The sequence below is a fragment of the Sulfuritalea hydrogenivorans sk43H genome, from assembly GCF_000828635.1.
Taxonomy (GTDB): Bacteria; Pseudomonadota; Gammaproteobacteria; order Burkholderiales; family Rhodocyclaceae; genus Sulfuritalea; species Sulfuritalea hydrogenivorans.
This window is the reverse complement of sequence record NZ_AP012547.1, coordinates 1,749,810-1,765,500: the sequence shown is the minus strand read 5'-3', so window position 1 is coordinate 1,765,500 and position 15,691 is coordinate 1,749,810. Positions and strand designations below refer to the sequence as shown.

Genomic DNA, 15,691 nt, shown 5'->3' with positions numbered 1-15,691 from the left:
ACGCCGATCATTCATTTTCACTCGCGTTCAAAGTCCCTTCACCGCGTATACCGCCGGCAAATTCCGCCACGCGCCCTTGACGTCCATGCCGTAACCGAAAACATAGCGATTCGGCAGATGCACGCCGACGAAATCGGCGGATATCGGTTTCGTGCGACCCAGGTTCTTGTCGGCGAACACGGCGCTCAGCACTTCGGTTGCGCCTTGCGCCAGCAACCTCTGGCGGATCGCGGCGAGCGTCACGCCCTCGTCGAGGATGTCGTCGACCACCAGCACGACGCGCCCGGCGACATCCGCGCGCGGCTCGACGATCCAGGCCAGTTGCCCGCCCGTGGTGACGTCGCCGTAGCGCGTGACATGCAGGTAATCGAAGTCGAGCGGAAAAGCCAGTTGCGGCAGCAGTTGGCCGGTGAACACCACGGCACCGCCCATGACGGCGAGCACCAGCGGATTGGCATCGGCGAGGCGCGCTGCGATCTCGCCGGCAACGCGCCGTACCGCCAGCGCCGACTCTTCGGCCGAGCAGACCAGATCGGCTTCCTCGAAAATTCTTTTGGCTTCCTGCGGATTCATTTCATCCTCTTCAAAAGAGCGGCGAAGTCCTGCCCGACTTCGGGATGGCGCAAGCCGAAGGCCACGGTCGCTTCAAGATAGCCCAGCTTGGAGCCGCAGTCATAGCGCGTGCCCTTGTAGCGATAGGCCAGCACCTGTTCTTCGGCGAGCAGCGCGGCGATGCCGTCGGTAAGCTGGATCTCGCCGCCCGAGCCTTTGCCGATGTGCGCGAGGTGGTGAAAGATGCGTGGCGTCAGGATATAGCGCCCGACGACGGCCAGTGTCGATGGCGCTTCCTCGGGTTTGGGCTTTTCGACAATGCGCAGGATTTTTTCGAGCGAGTCGGCGAGCGGCTGGCTGTCCACGATGCCGTAGCTGCGGGTATCCGCGCGCGGCACCTGCTGCACGCCGATCACCGAACTGTGCTGTTGCTCGTAGACATCCACCATCTGTTTCATGATCGGCGGAGTTCCATCGAGCAGATCGTCCGCCAGCAGCACGGCGAAGGGCTCGTCGCCCACCGCCGGATACGCGCAGAGCACCGCATGGCCCAGGCCGAGGGCCTCGGGCTGGCGGATGTAGATGCAGTTGATGTTCTTCGGAATCATGTTGCGGACGAACTCCAGCAGCTCGGTCTTGCCGCGATGTTCGAGTTCGCTTTCCAGTTCGTAGGCCTTGTCGAAGTGATCCTCGATGGCGCGCTTGGAACGGCCGGTGACGAAGATCATGTCGGTAATGCCGGCCGCCACCGCCTCCTCCACTGCATACTGGATCAGCGGCTTGTCCACGATGGGCATCATTTCCTTGGGGCTCGCCTTGGTCGCCGGCAGGAAGCGGGTGCCCATTCCTGCGACCGGGAAAACGGCTTTCGTCACTTTCTTCATGTCTTCACCAACTCCCTGAATTGCCTCTCATCCAGAATGCTAACGCCCAAGGCCTGCGCCTTGTCGAGCTTGGAGCCGGCTTCCGCGCCGGCCACCACGTAATCGGTCTTCTTCGACACCGAGCCGGCGACCTTGCCGCCCAGCGCCTCGATCATGTCCTTCGCCTCGTCGCGCGTCAGCGTCGGCAGCGTTCCGGTGAGGACGAAGGTCTTGCCGGCGATCGGCGAGTTCGCCACTGCCGACGGCTCGCCCTCGGGCCAGTTCACGCCTGCCGCACGCAGCTGCTCGATCACCTCGACGTTGTGCGGTTCGGCAAAGAAGCGTGCAATCGAGGCCGCCACCACCGGACCGACGTCGGGCACCTGCTGCAAGCGGTCGATGTCCGCCGCCATCAGCGCATCCAGATTGCCGAAGTGGCGCGCCAGGTCCTTCGCCGTCGCCTCGCCTACGTTGCGGATGCCCAGCGCGAAGATGAAGCGCGCCAGCGTCGTCGTCTTGCTCTTTTCGATGGCCGCAAGGATGTTGGTTGCCGACTTTTCGGCCATGCGCTCCAGGTTGACCATGGCCAGCAGGCCCAGCTTGTAGAGGTCGGCCGGCGTCTTGACAATGGCATTGTCTACCAGTTGCTCGACCAGTTTGTCGCCCAGGCCCTCGATGTCCATTGCGCGGCGACTGGCGAAATGCAGCAGGGCCTGCTTGCGCTGCGCCGGGCAGAACAGGCCGCCGGTGCAACGGGCGATCGCCTCGTCTTCGGGCTTTTCGATCGTGGAGTGACAAACCGGACAGGTCGGATATTCCTTGAGCAGTTCCCATGGCCCGTGCAGCGCCTCCACAAGATCCTTCATGGGTCGCCGCTCAAGGACCACCGACACCACCTCGGGAATCACGTCACCGGCCCGCCGCACGACCACCGTATCGCCGATGCGCACATCCTTGCGCCGCGCCTCGCCTTCGTTGTGCAGCGTGGCATTGGTCACCGTCACGCCGCCGACGAAGACCGGCGCCAGCCGGGCCACGGGCGTGATCGCGCCGGTGCGGCCGACCTGTACCTCGATTGCCTCCACCGTGGTCAGCGCCTCTTCCGCCGGATACTTGTGCGCCACCGCCCAGCGCGGTTCGCGCGTGACGAAGCCGAGCTGCTGCTGCAGCGCCAGCGAATTGACCTTGTACACCACGCCGTCGATGTCGAAGGGCAGCGCGTCGCGCGCCTCGCGGATGCGCGCATGGAAAGCGATCAGGCCGTCGGCGCCCCGCACCACCGCGCGGTGCTCGCACACCGGCAGGCCGAAGGCGGCCAGCGCATCGAGTACGCCGCCGTGCGTCGCCGGCAGCGCCCAGCCGCGGCTTTCGCCCAAGCCGTAGGCATAGAAGGACAACGGCCGTTCCGCCGTCATTGCCGGATCGAGCTGGCGGATGCTGCCCGCGGCACCATTGCGCGGGTTGACCAGTGTCGCTCGTCCCAGCGCCCGCTGCTTCTCGTTGTAGCGCTCGAAATCGGGACGACTCATGAACACCTCGCCGCGCACCTCCAGCGCCGGCGGCCCTTCGCCTTCAAGGCGCAATGGGATGCGGCGCACGGTGCGGATGTTCTGCGTGACGTCCTCACCGGTCTCGCCGTCGCCGCGGGTCGCGGCCTGCACCAGCACGCCGTTTTCATAGCGCAGGCTGATGGCGAGGCCGTCGAACTTCAGTTCGGCGGCGTACTCGACGGCAGCATCGGCATCATTCAGGCCCAACTCGCGGCGCACGCGGGCATCGAAAGCGCGCGCGCCCGTCGGCTCGGTGTCGGTTTCGGTGCGGATCGACAACATCGGCACGGCATGGCGCACCGGGGCGAATTCGGGCAGCGGCTTGCCACCGACCCGCCGGGTCGGCGAATCGGCGCTGGCCAGCTGGGGATGCGCCGCCTCCAGCGCCTGCAACTCGCGGAACAGCTTGTCGTACTCGGCATCCGGAATGGTCGGCGCATCGAGCACGTAATAGGCATGGTTGTGCCGTTCAATTTCGCGACGCAGGCTTTCGGTCCGCGCCGCTGCTTCTTGCAGAAGCATCAGGAAAACAGCCGCAGTGCCCGTATGCCGCCGGGATCGATGCCGCCGTCGCGCATGGTCTGCTGCAACTCGACCGTCCTGGCCCGGATCGCATCGATCATGGCCACCGAGAGCGGCACGCGCTGCGCATCCACCAGCTCGCCGCCCATGGTCGCCGCCAGTTGCCGCGCGGTGGCCAGCATGCGGTCGAAGGCCTGCGCGCCATCCGCCACGCGCGGCACGTCAAGGCTCAGCGTCAGGCCGTGGGTTGCCAGCGACTTGATCGATTCGGCATCGAGGCGTTCGGTACCCAGGTTGGCCACGGTAAACAGTTCGCCGCCGGCAGCGTCGCGGGCGCGAAACACGCCGTCGGCCTCCAGCGCCAGCCCGGCCGCCTCGGCAACGCCGCGCAGCTTGGTGCCGGGAAATACGCCGCCGAGAGCCTCGACAACGTGCAGCACGAACTGGATGTCCACGCTGGCGCAGAATTGATCCAGCCGGTCGGCACGCAAGACGGTGACGCTGCGCGAAGGCAGATCCAGTTCGGCGCCGGACTGCTTGGCCACCTGCTGGACGCTGTCAAAAAACCGTGCGATCTCGCCGTCCGAAACCGGGCCGCGGCGGTCGGCCAGTTGCAGCGCCGCAACCCATTCGCGGTAACGCCCGCTGTCGTGGGCATCTATCCGCCGCCACAGGCCGTCGGCCTCGTCCCTGACCAGCCAGTGCAATGGCTTGCTCAGATCCCCCGCCCAGGCGTTCTGCATGGCCCAGACGGCGGGTGCCGGCACCGCGGTCGGCGCGCTCATCCGCAGCACGCAATCGACCACGCTGTCCGCATACTCGACGGGCAGCACAGGCTGCGGCTCGGGTTCCGCTTCGACGGGCGGAGGGTTTCCGACGGCAGCCGATGGCTCGCTCGCACTGGCGGCGGGTTCCTCCGCCTCACCGACCCCGTCGCCGAAGCGGGGCTCGTGCCGCTCCCCGGGTTCGCGGCGCACAAGCTCATTGGCTGGCAACACAGCCGTCGACGCAGCCGGCGGCGCGGCCTGCTGTCCGTCCAGCAGCGCATCTTCCTGCCCGCCCTTGAATATCCGTTCGGCGGTGCCGCGATGCTTGCGATCCTGCCAGGCGTTGTAGCCCCAGACCATGCCGACCGCCACGGCACCGGCTCCGATCAAGGCGATTTGAAGTTCGCTGATTGCCATGTTCAAGCCACCTTTTAGTTACGGCTCGTTTGCCAACGGCCGCTACGCTGCGTTCTGCTCGCCGGCAAAGCGCAGCGCCTCTTCCATGTCGACCTCGACGATGCGCGACACGCCCTGCTCCTGCATGGTCACGCCGATCAGCTGCTGGGCCATTTCCATCGCGATCTTGTTGTGCGAAATGAAGACGAACTGGGTCTGCGCCGACATGCGCTTGACCATGTCGCAGAAGCGCACGGTGTTCGAATCGTCGAGCGGCGCATCGACTTCGTCGAGCAGGCAGAAGGGCGCCGGGTTCAGGTTGAAAATCGCGAACACCAGCGCGATCGCCGTCAGCGCCTTCTCGCCGCCGGACAGCAGGTGGATCGTGGTGTTCTTCTTGCCCGGCGGCTGCGCCATGATCTGGATGCCGGCATCGAGGATCTCTTCGCCGGTGAGGATCAAGCGCGCCTCGCCGCCGCCGAACAGTTGCGGGAACAGCGTGCCGAAATGCATGTTGACCGTGTTGTAGGTCTCCTGCAACTGCTCGCGCGTTTCGCGGTCGATGCGGCGGATGGCATCCTCCAGCGTGCCGATGGCCTCGTTCAGGTCCACTGATTGCGCATCGAGGAAACCCTTGCGTTCCGAGGCGGTGGCCAGTTCTTCGAGCGCCGCGAGGTTGACCGGGCCGAGCGCCTCGATCTCGGCCGTGAGCCGTACGATCTCGCCCTGCAGGACATTGTCCTTGAGCTTGTCGGCGCCGCCGGCAGCCAGATCTTCGGCGAAGGGAGCTTCGTCTTCCTCGGTGACCACGTGCACCTCGGCCAGGCGCTCGCGGAATTGCTCTTCGTTCATCTGCGCGGCCTGCGCCTTGAGCCGCAGATCGTTGATCTTGTCGCGCAGCGGCACAACGCCCTGCTCCAGCTTCATGCGCTGCTCGTCGAGGCTGCGCAGTTCGCCGGCCGCGGTTTCCAGCACATTTCGCCGTTCCGCCAGCGCCGACTCCTTGCCCTGCTTCGCATCCAGCGCGGCATGCAATTGTTCCTGCAGCACCGTATCGCTGATGCCGGCGACTTCGGTGCGCGCGGCACCGGTTTCGGTTTCGATGCGCTGCAACTGGCTGGCCGCGGTCGACGCGGCGCGCGCGTTGTCTTCCAGCTTCGACAGGCATTCGCGCTCGGAGAAGCCGGCTTCCTGCGCCTCGCGTCCCAGCTGGATTTCCAGCGCCCGCGCCTCGCGCAAGGCGACATCCTTCTGCCGATGCAGTTCCAGCGCTTGTTCCAGACGTCCGCGCACCTCGCCCAGGCGTTCGCGCTGGAGTTCGCCCTCTGCTTCGGCGCGCTGGCGACGGGCCTGCTCGGTTTCGTCCTGACGCTGCAGTTCGGCCAGGTCGCGATCGATCTGCGCCGTGCGTTCCTCGAAACGCGCCTGTGCCTGCGCAAGTTTGAGCGCCTCCACCTGCGCCGCATGAAAGCCTTGCTGCGCCTCCTGCATGGAACGCCGGGCAGTGGCGAGGTGGCCCTGGCTCTCGGTCAACTGCAACTCGGCCGTGCGCTGGACTTCGCGCGCCGCCTCTTCGGCCGCGGCACGCGTCGCCAGCACGCCGGCCAGTTCGTCGATCTCGCGCTGGCGTTCGATCACGCCGTGGGTTTTCGCATCCGGCACATAGAGCGTCAGGCCGGCGGGCGTCAGCACATGGCCGGCACGCGACACGCGCTGGCCGGAGGCCAGCGGCAATTCGGCAGATAGATCGTCGGCGACGGAAACGCCGGCCAGCCACTCGTCGAGCACGCCCGACCAGCGTGGATCATCGCAACGTACCTTGCTGCGCAAGCTCGCGGCGGCAGGCGACGTAACGGCGGAATCACGGGCAAACGCCAGGGTCAGAATCGCCGGCGGCGGCGAGGCGAGCGCGGCGCGCACGGTGTCCGCGTCAGCGCTGAGTGCCGCGAAGCGTTCGCGCAACACGGCTTCGACCGCGGTTTCCCAGCCGGCCTCGACCTGTATCGACTGCCACAGCGGCTTGGCATCGGCCAGATGGCGCGCCTTGAGCCAGTCGCCGATCTCGCCGCTTTGCGCCACCTTGGCCTGCAACTGCGCCAGCGCGTCATGGCGGGCGCGGGTTTCGGTCAGGCTGCGATGCGCCGCCTGCAGTGCTTCGCGGGCCCCGCGCAACCGCACCTCGGCTTCGGGCACCGAAGTTTGCAGTGTCGCCACGCGCTCCTGCGCGGCAGCGAGCGCCGCCTCGGCGGCGGTTTCCTTTTCCTTCGACGCCGTCAGCAGGGCCGGATCGGGTGCGCCCAGCGCCTGCCGATCCTGCTCCAGCCGGCTGCGACGCTGCACCAGGTTTTCCAGTGCGCGGACGGCGTGGCCCTTGTCGGCCTCGGCCAGGCGCAGTGCCTGTTCGGCATCGCTCAAGGCGCGGCGCGCTTCGGTGACGTCGGTGTTGGCGGCCTGCACGGCCTCTTCGGCATCGGGTAGCCGAGCCGCGGCTTCCTGATGGCGCGCGGCAGCCGTGGCGGAACGGGTGCGCGAATTTTCCAGCAGCAGCTTCCAGCGCGCTTCGTCCTCGGCCAGCTGTCCGTGCTGCGTGCGCCAATGTGTTTCCTCGACGCCCAACTGACTCAGGCGGGCTTCCAGCCGCGAACGCGAATCGCGCAGATGGCCGATTTCCGATTCAAGACGGCTGACTTCGGTGTTGGCCGCGAACATCTCGGCCTGCGCCGCATGCAAGGCATCCGACGCCGAATAATGGCTCTCGCGCGCATGCTCGACGCGCGCCTCGATCTCGCGCAATTGCGCGGTCTCGGCTTCGACGCGATTGACGGCCTCTTCCACCTGCCGCGTCAGGCGCTCGCTGTCGTGCTTCGCGTCGTTGCGCTTCTTCAGCCACAGCAGGGTCTGCTTGCGCGATACCTGCGCATGCAGGTCGCGATACTGCTGCGCCACGGTGGCCTGGCCCTGCAGGTGGCTGACCTGGGTTTCCAGCTCGTTGCGGATGTCATCGACGCGGGCGATGTTCTCGCGCGCATCTTCCAGTCGGTGTTCGGTTTCCTTGCGGCGTTCCTTGTACTTGGTGACGCCGGCGGCCTCTTCGAGGAAGAAGCGCAGCTCGTCGGGCTTGGCCTCGACGATGCGCGAGATCATGCCCTGGCCGATGATGGCGTAGGCGCGGGGCCCGAGGCCGGTGCCGAGGAACAGGTCGATCACGTCGCGCCGGCGCACGTGCAGGTTGTTGATGTAGTAGCTGGAGTTGCCTTCGCGGTCGAGCACGCGCTTGACGGTGATTTCCGTGTACTGGCTCCATTGGCCGGTGGCGCGGCCCTGGGCGTTGTCGAAATGCAGCTCGACGGCGGCACGGCTGACTTCCTTGCGGTTGCCCGAGCCCTTGAAGATCACGTCCTGGATCGATTCGCCGCGCAGTTCGGAGGCCTTGGACTCGCCCAGCACCCAGCGCACGGCGTCGATGATGTTCGACTTGCCGCAGCCATTGGGGCCGACCACGCCGGCCAGCTGACCGGGGAAAAGCACGGTGGTGGGCTCGACAAACGACTTGAAGCCCGAAAGTTTCAGCTTGTTTAGACGCACGTGGGATGAACCGGAAAAATGATCGCGAAAGGGTGACTCGATTGCCGTGCCATTATAATTGGTTCCGACCCTGTCACCGCACCCATCCAGCATGCCAAAGCCAGCCATCCCGACCCGCGCCAAGTCGCTGGAAACCTTCGCCAACCCGGCGTCGCACCGGGATTACCAGATCCACATGGAAATCCCCGAATTCACCTGCCTCTGCCCCAAGACCGGGCAGCCGGACTTTGCCGTGCTGACGCTCGACTACATCGCCGACAGGCTTTGCGTCGAACTGAAAAGCCTCAAGCTCTACATCTGGAGCTTCCGCGAAGAAGGACATTTCCACGAGGACGTCACCAATCGCATCCTCGACGACCTGGTCAAGGCCACCCGACCGCGCTTCATGCGCCTCACGGCGCGCTTCTACGTGCGTGGCGGGATTTTCACCAACGTGGTGGCGGAACACCGCAAGAAGGGCTGGAAGCCGGCGGCAAAGGTCGAACTGGCGGAATTTCCGGCGCAGTCGAACACGCGCGGCTGAGGCGGCTGCCCGTTCGCGAAAGCCCGGCAAGACCGGAGCCCCCGCGCCGGCCGGCAGGCTTCATAATGCGCTTCGCGGCATGCCTGTCGTCGTTGCATTGCGTTTCAGGAAGTCAGGATTCTTTCGGGTTCGGAACAATGGGTGAATCGCTTGTCCGGAAATAACAGGAACGAAAGACATTCGCAGAGTCGCACCGATGCAATCATCGGTGCCGACATGCGCGTCGAAGGCAATATCACCTTTACCGGCGTCCTGCACATCCAGGGCGAAGTCCTCGGCAACGTTTCCTGCGACGCCGATTCCAGCGGAACGCTGGTCGTGGGCAAGTCGGGCAATGTCACCGGCACCATCACCGCCCCGCACATCGTCGTCAGCGGCAGCATTTCCGGCCCGGTGCATTCGTCGGAATCCATCGAAATCCAGCAGGGTGCCTATATCGCGGGCGATGCCACCTACAAGACCATCGATATCCATCCCGGTGGCGTCATCGAAGGATCGCTGATTCCAGGGGTTGCAACAGCCAGGGAGCCGGCCGAGTCGGAACACGGCATGCAGTATCCGGAACCCCGGCCGACCATGACATTCGACAGCCCCGTTGCAGCCCCAGCCAGCAGTCGGTTTGAGGGGCGGCGCCTGATGGGCGGAGCAGTCGCGGTGCTGGTCGCCGTGGCCGTGCTTGTGTTGCTGAAACGGGAAGCTGCGCCACCCGCAGCGGATCTTGCCGTCAAGACCGATTCAAGCCTGCCGGGCGCCCCGGCAGTGCAACCCGCGCCGGCGGCAAGCGTCGCGCCACCGGAAAGCCCGAAAACCCTTGCGGAAGAATCCACTCCCGCACCTGGCACGAACACGGACACCCGGAACCTTGTACAGGCATCCCCTGCCGAAACCCTCGAAGCGAATCCGGGGAATGTGATGCTGGTGCAAGGCGTCAATCCGGCCAAGCCGGCGGGCGTCATTTTGCTGATCAGCCGCGAGTCGGCGGTCCTGTTCAAAAAGAAGCGGCAGGATTCCGGCGAGGGCACGCGCATCGACACCTCCCAGGGCGCGACGGAAAGCATTGCGATTGCCCGCAACGAAGTTCTTCGGGTCGCCAGCGGCCAGGAACTCCAGATTTTCTACCAGGGCCGCAAGGTGGCACCGAAGATCATTGCCAGCGGCGCCTGGATGAGCTTCGTCCCGCAGCCGGCCAGCGGGGAAGGCGACAAGAAGTAGGTCCCGGCCAATACGGGGAACGATTCCCGGGGTCGGCGGTACGGCGTCAGAGGCCGGCCATCGCGAGATACTTGATCTCCAGATATTCCTCGATGCCGTATTTCGAGCCTTCGCGCCCCAGCCCCGACTGCTTGACGCCGCCGAAGGGCGCAACCTCGTTGGAAATCATCCCCGAGTTGATGCCGACCATGCCGTAGTCGAGCGCCTCGCCGACACGCCAGGCGCGCGCGATGTCGCGGCTGAAGAAATAGGCGGCAAGGCCGAACTCGGTATCGTTGGCCATGCGAATGGCATCAGCTTCATCCTTGAAGCTGAATATCGGCGCCACGGGGCCGAAGATTTCCTCCCGCGCCAGGCGCATCGCCGGCGTCGCGCCGGCCAGCACCGTCGGCTCGAAGAAGGTGCCGCCCTTCGCGTGGCGCTTGCCGCCACACAGGACGCGCGCGCCCTTTGCCAGCGCATCGGCCAGCAGTTCCTCGACCTTGGCCAGCCCCGCGCCGTCGATCAGCGGCCCTTGCGTCACCCCCTCCTCCAGGCCGTAGCCGACCTTCAAGCCGGCCACGGCGGCGGCGAGCCTCTGCGCGAAGGCGTCATGCACGCCCTCCTGCACCAGGAAGCGGTTGGTGCAGACGCAGGTCTGCCCCGTGTTGCGGTACTTGGACAGCATGGCGCCGGCCACCGCCGCATCGAGGTCGGCGTCGTCGAAAACGATGAAGGGCGCGTTGCCGCCGAGCTCCAGCGACATCTTCTTGATGGTCGGCGCACACTGGCCCATCAGCAAGCGGCCGATTTCGGTGGAACCGGTGAAGGACAGCTTCAGCACTTTCGGATTCGAGGTGAGCTCGCCGCCGATGGCGACCGGTTCGCCGGTCACCACGTTGAGCACGCCGGGCGGCAGACCCGCCTGCTGGCCCAGCCAGGCCAGTGCCAGCGCGGAAAGCGGTGTCTGCTCGGCCGGCTTGACCACCATGGTGCAGCCGGCGGCCAGTGCCGGGGCGACCTTGCGCGTGATCATCGCCGCCGGAAAATTCCACGGCGTGATCGCGGCGCAAACACCGACCGGCTGCTTCAGCACGATCAGCCGGCGATCCGCCAGCGGCGAGGGAATCACGTCGCCGTAGATGCGCCGCGCTTCCTCGGCAAACCACTCAATGAAGGAAGCCGCATAGGCGATCTCGCCGCGCGCCTCGGCCAACGGCTTGCCCTGCTCCTGCGTCATCAGCCGCGCCAGGTCTTCCTGGTTCTCCATCATCAGTTCGAACCAGCGCCGCAGGATCTTCGCCCGCTCCGCCGCCGTCTTCGCCCGCCACGGATGGAAGGCCGCGTGCGCCGCGTCGATGGCGCGGCGCGTCTCGGCGGCGCCGAAGCCGGGCACGGAACCGACCGCTTCGCCCGTCGCCGGATTGCGGATGTCGAGCGTGGCACCGGTGGCCGCCAGCCATTCGCCATTGATGAGACAGGCATTGCGCAGGAGTTCGGGATTCTTCATGGGATGCTTTCGATGTCGCGGGAAAGGGGAAGATTCTGCCGCATTGCGTGGCAGCGCGGTAGTACCGGCAACAAGCCCGGGTTGCGCCCGGTCAGGAGTCGGCGATGGCGACACGGCGATTCATGCCGTCACGCAAACAAACGAAAACAGAAAATCATCCCGCCTTTCGCTGCCGAAACCCGTCGACCACTGCAACCAATGCGTCGATGACCTCGGGATCGAATGCGGCTTTGGATTCGGCCTGCATCATGGCAAGCGCCTGTTCATGCGTGAAGCCCACGCGCCAGGGGCGATTGGAGGTCATCGCCGTGTAGCTGTTGGCCACTGCGACGATCCGCCCCGCGACCGGGATGTTCCGCCCCCTGAGGCCGGACGGGTAGCCGGTGCCGTCGAAACGCTCGTGATGGGTCAGTGCAATTTCACGGGCCAGGCCGATCACGCGGCCCACCGCGAGCGTCGAATGCAGCTCCTGCAACAGGCGGTGCCCGCGTTCCGGGTGTGTCCGCACTATTTCACGCTCGGAGGGCGTGAGCTCGGCGGGCTTTTCCAGCACGCCGGAAGGCAGGCTGTCGTTGCCGATGTCAGCGAACATCGCGGCCCGCTCGATCAGTTCCGGAAAGCGGCTGTAGGACGTCCGCAAGCTTCCCTGTTCGATCATGTGCTGTGCGATATCCCGGCTCAGACGGCCATGGCTGGCGATGTAGGGGATGGTCAGGAACGGCGCGCGCCCGGTCACCGTTGCCAGGAGGGCGATCTCGGCATACTGGTCGAGGCGCGCGTGCTCGACAAATTCGAAGTTCTGGTAGGCGAGGACGATTTTCCTGCAAAAGACAGTCATCAGTTCCAATTCGGATTCGTCGATCCGCCGCGTCCCGCCGATATACACCGCGACATCCATCAGGTCGGGCAGCGGCACCAGAAACATCGAGTGTTTCTCGCCGACATGGGGCACCCCGCTGGAAAACACCCGGGCAAGGTAGTGCAGCGCCTCCGCATCGAGCAGATCCTCGATCTTCGCGCCCATCACCGGATTGCGGCCGCTCACGGCCGCCATGACCACATCCCGCCCATCTTCATGCCGGCGCCGGATGAGCAGCAGCAGGTCTTCCCTGCTCACGCCAAGCAGCGTGCCCAACTGGGTGAGCAAGCCGCTGACGAACAGGTTCTGCGAACGGAAATCCATGTTGCTGGCGGCATCGAGCACCTTGACCAGCCCCACGCGATGGGATTCGATGGCCTGCAAATCCTCGAATGAACGCAACGCGGAAACCAGCGATGTGTACAACTTGTCGACGGTGAGTTCCAGTTTGGATTTGTAGTCGTTGATGTGATACTTCAACACCACTTCCCGCTCGGGCGCATGCCCCGGCTGCCCGGTACGCAGGATGATGCGCAGCATGCGGTTGCCAAGTTCGTCGCGGATGCGCCGCACTGCGGTCAGCCCGGCGTCGGGGCGTTCCATGACCACGTCGAGCAGCAGGATGGCCGTGTCGGGGTTCGCCTTGATGAGTTCGCAGGCGGTATCGCCGTCATAGGCGTGCAGGAATTCAAGCCCGCGTCCCTGGAACTCGAAATCCTTCAGCACCATCCGGGTCGTCAGATGAATGTCGCGATCGTCGTCGGCAATGACTATCTTCCAGGGAGTCCCTTTGCTTGTGGTGCGAACGCCTTCGTCGAGAAAGCGAAAATTCTCGTCTTCCCGGCTTGCATCGGGTGCGTCATTGCTCATTTCGGTCCCTTGGCGAGTGGACGAAACCGGATCATAAAACGATCACGGCAACGTGCCGCCGGAATCGACCTTCGGGTCGCGGAACGAAGCGGCCAGTTTCAGGGCAGCCGTGCGCAGCAGCGTGACATCACCGCCGACGGCGATGAAACTGGCACCGCAATCCAGATAATGCCGCGCCAGCTTGGGCTCGCTCACGAACACGCCGGCGGCCTTGCCGGTAGCGGCGATGCGCTTGACCGCATCCTCGATCGCGGCCTTGACCTCCGGATGCCCCGACTGGCCCAGATAACCCATCGAAGCCGCGAGATCGGCCGGGCCGATGAAAATGCCGTCCACGCCCTCGACCATCAGGATCGCGTCGAGGTTGGCGAGCCCTTGCCGCGATTCGATCTGCACGATCAGGCAGATTTCGTCATTGGCATGCTTCGCGTAATCCCTGACCGCGTTCCAGCGCGCGGCACGCGCCAGCGAGGTGCCGACGCCGCGCATGCCCTGCGGCGGGTAGCGCACGGCACGCACCAGCGCCGCCGCTTCGGAGACGCTTTCGACCATCGGCACCAGCAGCGTCTGCGCGCCGATGTCGAGATACTGCTTGATCAGGGCCGTGTCGTGATTCACCGGCCGCACCACCAGTTGCACCGGATACGGCGCCGCCGCCTGCAATTGCGGCAGGACAGTGGCCGGGTTGTTGGGTGCGTGTTCGCCGTCGATCAGCAGCCAGTCGAAACCGGCCGTGGCAAGAATTTCCATGCTGTAGGTATTGGCGAGGGCAACGAACAGTCCGACCTGCAACCGCTTCTCGCGGAGCATCCGCTTGAATTCATTGCGCGGCATCTCCATCAAAATCTACTCCAGGCCGAGGCCGCGATCCCAGTACGGCTCGGGACCGAGCCGTTCCGCCAGGAAATCGACAAAGACCCTTACCCGCTGGGGCACGAAGCGGGTGCCGGGAAACACGGCGAACATGTCCAGCACCGGGGTCGGAAAAGCCTTCAGGATAGCCACCAGCTTGCCCTCGCGGATCGCCTCGGCGGCAATGAAGGTGGGCTCATGGAGTATGCCCATGCCCTGGATGGCGGCTTCCTGCAGGGCGTTGCCGTTGTTCGCGGTGATCGGCCCGCTGATCTCGACCCAGTGCGGCGCGCCGTCGATGATGAAAGGCCAGCTCGAACGCGAAGTCAGCGAATAGGCGAGGCAGGCGTGCCGCGTCAGTTCATCCGGATGCTTCGGTTCGCCATGCCGCCGCAGGTAATCGGGCGAGGCAACGACGACCGAGCGGCAGGCGGTCAGGCGCCGCGCCACGGTGGTTTCGGGCAGGCGATCGGTAATGCGCAACGCGAAATCCATGCCCTCCTCGATCAGGTTGACGCGCCGGTCGTTGAAGTCGAGGTCGATGCGGATGTCGGGGTGGGCCTGCGAAAATTCAAGGATCAGCGGGGTCAGGTGCAGCAGGCCGAAGGTCATCGGCACGCTGGCGCGGATCGTGCCGCGCAGGGTCTGGCGCTCACCGGCCAGGTTGCCTTCGGCCTCGTCGATGCGGTCGAGGATGTCGCGGCATTGCTCGATATAGGCTGCGCCGGCCGAGGTCAGCGACAGCCGGCGCGTGCTGCGGGCGATCAGCTTGACGCCGAGGTGGGCTTCCAGCGCCGCGATCTGGCGCGTCACGGCCGAGCGCGCCACATTCATCTGGTCGGCCACGGCGGTAAAGCTGCCCGCTTCGGCCACCCGCACAAAAGTCTGCATTGCCGCCAACCGGTCCATCGCCGCCCCGCTCCTTCAGATTTTTTGCGTTTCGTCCATTGTATGGGGAACGCTGTCATACAATTCCACTCGAAGCTATTTTTACTGGAGACTTTCATGAAGCGACTGACCGCCTGGCTGTTTGCCACACTCATTTCCTCTTTCGTCCTTTCAGGCATCAGCCTTGCCGCCGAACCGCAGGCCGGCCGCGAGTTCAACCCGATCAATCCGCCCCTGGCGACGCCCAAGGGCAAGATCGAGGTCATCGAATTCTTTTCCTACGGCTGCAACCATTGCAGCGACTTTCATCCCCTGATCACGCCGTGGGCGGCCAGGCAGCCGAAGGATGTCAGCTTCCGCCGCATCCCGGTGAGCTTCAATCGTCCCGAATGGGCGCGTCTTGCCCGGATCTACTACGCACTGGAGGCCACCGGCGATCTGGCCAAGCTCGATGCCGCCGTCTTCATCGCCATCCATGAGCAGCGCGTCACCTTCAAGACCGACGAAGCGGTGGTCGCCTGGGCGGCAAGCAAGGGCATCGACGGCAAGAAGTTCGGCGACGCGCTGGCCTCCTTCTCCATGCAGAGCAAGGTGCAGCGCGGCGACCAGGAAGCCGCCAACGCCCGCATCCGCGGCGTTCCTTCCCTGGTGGTGGATGGCAAGTTCCTGATCAACAACGAATCGGTGAGCAACTACGACGAACTGCTGAAGCTCACCGACGCCATGATCGCCAAGGCGCGCCAGGAAAAGTCGGGCAAATAAA

General features: G+C 65.1%; 12 protein-coding genes. 3 read left to right on the top strand and 9 right to left on the bottom strand.

What is annotated here, in order from left to right:
• Positions 1-27 precede the first annotated feature (27 nt).
• The 5 genes from SUTH_RS08650 to smc are packed head-to-tail and all read right to left on the bottom strand — an operon-like array spanning position 28 to position 8,235.
• Positions 28-573, bottom strand: a complete 546-nt coding sequence (locus SUTH_RS08650) for a hypoxanthine-guanine phosphoribosyltransferase (protein WP_041098602.1) — start codon at positions 571-573, stop codon at positions 28-30.
• The gene (gene galU / locus SUTH_RS08645) at positions 570-1,436 is read right to left on the bottom strand and encodes a UTP--glucose-1-phosphate uridylyltransferase GalU (RefSeq protein ID WP_041098600.1); all 867 of its coding nucleotides are present in this window, start codon (positions 1,434-1,436) and stop codon (positions 570-572) included. Before galU ends, SUTH_RS08650 begins: the two co-directional genes overlap by 4 nt.
• The gene (gene ligA, locus SUTH_RS08640) at positions 1,433-3,487 is read right to left on the bottom strand and encodes an NAD-dependent DNA ligase LigA (protein ID WP_041098598.1); all 2,055 of its coding nucleotides are present in this window, start codon (positions 3,485-3,487) and stop codon (positions 1,433-1,435) included. The genes galU and ligA overlap by 4 nt, the downstream gene beginning before the upstream one ends.
• Positions 3,487-4,671 (bottom strand): cell division protein ZipA C-terminal FtsZ-binding domain-containing protein, encoded by a 1,185-nt coding sequence (locus SUTH_RS08635; protein ID WP_041098596.1) that lies wholly within the window; start codon positions 4,669-4,671, stop codon positions 3,487-3,489. Before SUTH_RS08635 ends, ligA begins: the two co-directional genes overlap by 1 nt.
• A 42-nt stretch (positions 4,672-4,713) precedes the next feature.
• Complete coding sequence (gene smc / locus SUTH_RS08630; protein ID WP_041102008.1) at positions 4,714-8,235, bottom strand: chromosome segregation protein SMC; 3,522 nt, start codon at positions 8,233-8,235, stop codon at positions 4,714-4,716.
• 91 nt (positions 8,236-8,326) lie between these two features.
• Here smc and queF point away from each other — a divergent pair, with 91 nt between their 5' ends.
• Entirely contained in the window at positions 8,327-8,758 is a 432-nt protein-coding gene (gene queF / locus SUTH_RS08625; protein WP_041098594.1) for a preQ(1) synthase, read from the top strand.
• A 141-nt stretch (positions 8,759-8,899) separates the two neighbouring features.
• Complete coding sequence (locus tag SUTH_RS18800; RefSeq protein WP_070099332.1) at positions 8,900-9,970, top strand: bactofilin family protein; 1,071 nt, start codon at positions 8,900-8,902, stop codon at positions 9,968-9,970.
• 46 nt (positions 9,971-10,016) lie between these two features.
• On the opposite strand, the gene SUTH_RS08615 is transcribed toward SUTH_RS18800, so the two are convergent.
• From SUTH_RS08615 to SUTH_RS08600, 4 genes are all read right to left on the bottom strand, one after another.
• A complete protein-coding gene (locus SUTH_RS08615) occupies positions 10,017-11,459 on the bottom strand; it encodes an NAD-dependent succinate-semialdehyde dehydrogenase (protein WP_041098592.1) in 1,443 nt (480 codons plus the stop codon).
• A gap of 154 nt (positions 11,460-11,613) precedes the next feature.
• Positions 11,614-13,188 (bottom strand): HD domain-containing phosphohydrolase, encoded by a 1,575-nt coding sequence (locus SUTH_RS08610; protein WP_041098591.1) that lies wholly within the window; start codon positions 13,186-13,188, stop codon positions 11,614-11,616.
• 42 nt (positions 13,189-13,230) lie between these two features.
• The gene (hpaI, locus tag SUTH_RS08605; RefSeq protein ID WP_041098589.1) at positions 13,231-14,028 is read right to left on the bottom strand and encodes a 4-hydroxy-2-oxoheptanedioate aldolase; all 798 of its coding nucleotides are present in this window, start codon (positions 14,026-14,028) and stop codon (positions 13,231-13,233) included.
• A 6-nt stretch (positions 14,029-14,034) separates the two neighbouring features.
• Positions 14,035-14,931 carry a LysR family transcriptional regulator gene (locus tag SUTH_RS08600; protein WP_231851116.1) on the bottom strand — a complete coding sequence of 299 codons (897 nt, stop codon included), beginning with the start codon at positions 14,929-14,931 and terminating at the stop codon, positions 14,035-14,037.
• 114 nt (positions 14,932-15,045) lie between these two features.
• Between SUTH_RS08600 and SUTH_RS08595 the strand changes: the two genes are divergently transcribed.
• Positions 15,046-15,690 carry a thiol:disulfide interchange protein DsbA/DsbL gene (locus SUTH_RS08595; protein ID WP_041098585.1) on the top strand — a complete coding sequence of 215 codons (645 nt, stop codon included), beginning with the start codon at positions 15,046-15,048 and terminating at the stop codon, positions 15,688-15,690.
• Position 15,691 lies beyond the last annotated feature (1 nt).

Coding starts and splice junctions, on each gene's coding strand:
- SUTH_RS08650 (WP_041098602.1), bottom strand. CDS start 573: ATGAATCCGCAGGAAGCCAAAAGAATTTTCGAGGAAGCCGATCTGGTC.
- galU (WP_041098600.1), bottom strand. CDS start 1,436: ATGAAGAAAGTGACGAAAGCCGTTTTCCCGGTCGCAGGAATGGGCACC.
- ligA (WP_041098598.1), bottom strand. CDS start 3,487: ATGCTTCTGCAAGAAGCAGCGGCGCGGACCGAAAGCCTGCGTCGCGAA.
- SUTH_RS08635 (WP_041098596.1), bottom strand. CDS start 4,671: ATGGCAATCAGCGAACTTCAAATCGCCTTGATCGGAGCCGGTGCCGTG.
- queF (WP_041098594.1), top strand. CDS start 8,327: ATGCCAAAGCCAGCCATCCCGACCCGCGCCAAGTCGCTGGAAACCTTC.
- SUTH_RS08615 (WP_041098592.1), bottom strand. CDS start 11,459: ATGAAGAATCCCGAACTCCTGCGCAATGCCTGTCTCATCAATGGCGAA.
- SUTH_RS08610 (WP_041098591.1), bottom strand. CDS start 13,188: ATGAGCAATGACGCACCCGATGCAAGCCGGGAAGACGAGAATTTTCGC.
- hpaI (WP_041098589.1), bottom strand. CDS start 14,028: ATGGAGATGCCGCGCAATGAATTCAAGCGGATGCTCCGCGAGAAGCGG.
- SUTH_RS08600 (WP_231851116.1), bottom strand. CDS start 14,931: ATGCAGACTTTTGTGCGGGTGGCCGAAGCGGGCAGCTTTACCGCCGTG.
- SUTH_RS08595 (WP_041098585.1), top strand. CDS start 15,046: ATGAAGCGACTGACCGCCTGGCTGTTTGCCACACTCATTTCCTCTTTC.